2 protein-coding genes and 1 pseudogene are annotated in these 4,500 nt (G+C 71.4%); 2 read left to right on the top strand and 1 reads right to left on the bottom strand.

Translation table 11 applies throughout. From position 1 onward, the window contains the following. Positions 1-441 (bottom strand): AAA family ATPase (locus I53_RS10190; protein WP_043350003.1); only part of this gene is annotated, 441 nt, incomplete at its 3' end. Between the two features lie 356 nt (positions 442-797). Between I53_RS10190 and I53_RS10185 the strand changes: the two genes are divergently transcribed. Then, positions 798-3,944, top strand: a complete 3,147-nt coding sequence (locus I53_RS10185) for a rhamnan synthesis F family protein (RefSeq protein ID WP_043350000.1) — start codon at positions 798-800, stop codon at positions 3,942-3,944. Between the two features lie 19 nt (positions 3,945-3,963). Then, a pseudogene (locus I53_RS10180) lies at positions 3,964-4,500 on the top strand (glycosyl transferase); the annotation flags it as partial.

Raw genomic sequence — 4,500 nt, 5'->3', positions numbered from 1 at the left:
GCCCTCCTGCATGGCCTGGAGCAGGGCCGACTGCGTGCGCGGGCTCGCCCGGTTGATCTCGTCGGCCATCAGGAGCTGCGTGAAGACCGGCCCCTGCACGAACCGGAAGGCGCGGCGACGCTCGGCATCCTCCTCCAGGATCTCGGTGCCGAGGATGTCGGAGGGCATCAGGTCCGGGGTGAACTGCACGCGCCGCGCGTCGAGGCCCAGCACGGTGCCGAGCGTTTCCACGAGCTTGGTCTTGGCCAGCCCCGGCAGGCCCACCAGCAGCCCGTGGCCGCCGGCCAGGATGGTCACGAGGGCGAGATCGACGACCTTCTCCTGGCCGAAGATCACCCCGTGGATCGCCTCGCGGGCCGCGCCGACGGCAGCGAGGCAGCTCTCCGCGGTCGCCACGATGCCGTCGTCGAGGGTCGTGGCCGGGCTGATCCCCTGCGTCATGCCGCTATCCATCTCCTGTCCGGAGCCCCGCGGGACCCCTCTGGCCATTCCGACAAGTGTGGGGCTTCTGGTGCCGGGCTGGCAAGGTCGGGATCGCCGCACGCCATCGTCGCACGATTTTGCCCGGATGATTCGGTCCGCGGCGCCGCTATCGCGGCGTGGACCCGACACCACAACCCGAAGCGAAACCGCCTCCCCGGGCGCAGGTCTTGGCGTAGGCGACCCGGACCTTTAGGAAGGCGCCCAAGCCGGGGCGGTCCTCACCCGCGACCGCCGGGCCGGCCGAACCCTCTGATGTCTCTCGCGGATCGCGGCGTGGGCAGCTTTGCGGGCTTCCCGCGTATCCGGACCTGACCATGCGCCTTCGAGATGTGTTCGTCGTCGGATCGTCGGAGAAGGCCGGCCTCGCCGGTGCGGCGCAATCCCTCGCGCGCCCGCTGACCCGGCGCCTGAAGCGCCGCCGCCGCAGCGAGCCCCGTCAGGCGGACCTCGTCCGCGCGGTCAAGGAATCCGGCCTGTTCGATCCGGCCTGGTACGCGCGGCGCTATCCCGACGTCGTCGGCGAGGGACTCGATCCCGCGCTCCACTACGCGGTCCATGGCGGCCGCGAGGGCCGCTGGCCGCACCCGCTGTTCCACGGCGATCTCTACCTCGATTCCGTTCCCGGCCTCCGGGCCGAGGGCATCAACCCGCTGCTCCACTATATCGACCGCGGCGCCGCGGCGGGTCTCCGGCCCAACCCCCTGTTCGATCCGGACTGGTACGCGGAGCGCTATCTCGGCGGCGCCGAGCACCGCGCCCGGGCGTTCTCCGATTTCCTGTCCCGGTCCGACACCGACCCGTCGCCGCTGTTCGACACCGCCTGGTACCTGTCCCGCTACCCGGATGCCCGCGCGGCCGGCGGCAACGCCCTCAGCCACTTCTTCGAGACCGGCCGGAAGCAGGGCTACCTGCGCAACCCGGAGGAATTCGCCGGCCTGTCCCGGCATGTCGACCTGATCCGCCGGTCGGGCCTGTTCGACGCGGCGTTCTACCGGGCGCGCTGCCCCGAGGCGGAGACCAGCGGGCTCGAGCCGCTGGAGCACTACGTGATGGCCGGCGGCTACCGCCGCTACGCGCCCCATCCGCTGTTCGATCCCGACTGGTACGCGGCGCAATCCGCCGCGGTCCGGGCCGACAGCCTCAACCCCCTGGTCCACTACCTGGAGCACGGCGCCGCCGAGGGGCTCGATCCCGGGCCCTGGTTCGACACGCGCTGGTACGCCGAGACCTACTTGGCGACCCGCGCGGCCGACGACGCGGCCGGGCAGAACCCGCTGGCGCATTTCCTCGCCGATGGCGGGCGCACGACGAGCCCGTCGCCGCGCTTCGACGCGCCCTGGTACCGCGCCCGCTACCCGAAGGTCGCCGCGCTGGGCCTCAACCCGCTGGTCGACTACGTCACCACCGGCCTGGAGGCCGGCCGCCTGACCCGCCGCGTCCCCGGCGCCGCTGTGCCGGAAGCCTCCGACGCGCGCCTCTCCTGCCTGAAGCGCACGGCCCGCCGGCACGGCCGCACGGCCCTGTTCATCACCCACTGCCCCGAGGGGCGGATCCGCGGCCATGTCGAGCCCTACTTGAGGGCCTTCGCGGAGAACGGGACCGACCTCGTCCTGATCATCGCCGCCGACCAGCACAAGAACGCCGTGCCCCAGGCGATCCTGGATCTCTGCGCCTCCGTCTATCTCCGCGAGAACCGTGGCTTCGACTTCGCCGCCTGGGCGCATGTCCTCCTAGAGGACACCGACCTCCTCGATTCCGAGACGCTCTACCTCGCCAACGACAGCCTCGTCGGGCCCCTCGACCGCGCCGACTTCGCCGGCCTGCTCGCCAAGATCGACGCCTTCCCGGAGGCGGTGATCGGGCTCGCCGACAATTTCTACTACAGCCACCACCTCCAGAGCTTCTTCCTGGCCCTGAAGAAGCGCTGCCTGTCCTCCTATGCGTTCAGCCAGTTCCTCCAGGCCGTGGCGAACTGGCCGGACAAGAACGCGGTGATCACCGAGTGCGAGCTGACCTTCTCGGGACGGATGCGCGCCGCCGGCCTCGGTATGCGCAGCCTGTTCTCGGCCCAGAACAAGCACATGTCGCTGGTCAACGACCCGCGCAACAACCGCACCCTGTTCGACTGGGAGAACATGCTGGCCCAGGGCTTCCCGTTCGTGAAGCGCTCGCTGCTGGGCGAGCACGCCGCGATCGGCGGGGCGGCGGTGCGGGAGGCGATCGCCGAGCGCGGCTTCGACCTCGACCGGCTCGACGTGACCTACACGTATCCGGGCGGCAGGGTCTGGGCGGACCTGCGCAAGCCCCAGGCGCCGGAGCGGCCGCTGCGCGTCGCCTTCGTCTCACCGATGAACTACGCCAACGGGCTCGGCGTCGCGGCCCGCAGCTACGCCCGCGCCCTGCACCGCGCGCCCTTCGCGCTGAATGTCCACCCGATGGAGCGGCCGTTCCACGTCCATGCCCGGGTGGCGCCCGCGTGGCAGGCCCGGACCTTCTCGGGGCCCGCGGACGTCGCGCTGGTGCACTTCAACGGCGACAGCTGGCACTCGCTGATGAGCGACCGGCAGCGGGCGATCGCCGCGGCGGCGCGGCTGAAGATCGGGCTGTTCGTCTGGGAGACCTCCCACGTGCCCGGCGGCTGGCTGCCCACCGTCGACGGCCTCGACGCGATCTGGGCCCCCACGGAGTTCTGCGCGGCGATCTTCCGGCAGATCACCGACATCCCGGTCGACGTCGTGCCCTACGTGGTCGAGAACGAGGCCGGCGAGCCGGCGAGCGCCGCCGCCAAGGCGAACCTGCGCAAGGCCTTCGCCATCGACCCGTCCAAGCGGGTGATCCTCTACGCCTTCGACGGCTCGAGCTATCTCGCCCGCAAGAACCCGCACGCCCTGATCCGGGCCTTCCGGGCGGCCGGGCTCGGGCAGGCGGGTTGGCAACTGGTGCTGAAGACCAAACACGTCTTCGACCTGCCCGAGGAGGGCAAGAAGCTCCTCGACCTCGTCGGAACGGCGGGCGACGTGGTGGTGATCGACCAGCCGCTCTCCCAGAACGAGCTCGGCGCACTGTTCGACCTCTGCGCGGTCTACGCCTCGTCGCACTCCTCGGAGGGCTTCGGCCTCACGATCGCCGAGGCGATGGAGATGGGCAAGGTCGTGGTCGCCACCGATTACGGCGGCTGCCGCGACTTCCTCGACGCCACCTGCGGCTTCCCCGTGAAGGCGGAGGTCACGGCCCTCGACCAGACCTACGGCCCGTATCTGCGCGGCGCCGAATGGGGCCAGGTGGACGAGGCGGACCTCACCCGGGCCCTCAACGACGCGGCCCGGGCGGTGACCGGCGGCGACGCGGCCCGGATCGGCGCCGCCGCAAGGGCGCGCATCCGCGAGCGGCTGTCCATCGGCGCGGTGGCGACCGCTATGGAGGCGAGCCTGACCCGCCTGCTCGCCGCCGAACGGTCCTGATTCCCCGGAGACGCGACCCGTGTTGAAGAAGAAGCCGGTTCCGGCCCCGTCGGCCTCGTGGGGCACGCTCCCGTGGCCGGACGCGATCCTGCCGCTGCCCCTCGACGCGCAGGTCCGTCCCCTCGACGAGCGCCGGCTCGGCCAGATCGCGGCCGGTCAGATGCCCGCCTGCCGGGCCGTGTTCGTGGCTCCCGCAGCCTCCGAGCTGTGCCCCGACCTCGTGGCGCATCTCGCGCGCGCGATGGCCGAGCGGCCCGATATCGGCATCTTCTACGGCGATGACGCCGTGGTGGACGGCGCGGGTCAGGTCCGCAGCGTCCATTGCAAGCCGACCTTCAACCCGGCCCTCCTCATGGCCGACGATTATATCGGCTTCCCGCTCCTCATCCGGGTCTCGGCCCTGGCCGGTCTGAGCCCGGATTTCGGGAAGCGCCACGGCAGCGCCGCGTGGTTCCGCGTCCTGCTCGGCGCGATCTCCGCCGGGATCGGGATCGACCGGATCCCCCAAACGCTGATCGCCTCGCCGCTGCAACGCCCGAAAGCGACGCGTACGGCC

The sequence above is a fragment of the Methylobacterium sp. B1 genome (assembly GCF_000333255.1).
Classification (GTDB): domain Bacteria; phylum Pseudomonadota; class Alphaproteobacteria; order Rhizobiales; family Beijerinckiaceae; genus Methylobacterium; species Methylobacterium fujisawaense.
This window is presented reverse-complemented; position numbering and strand designations above follow the sequence as displayed.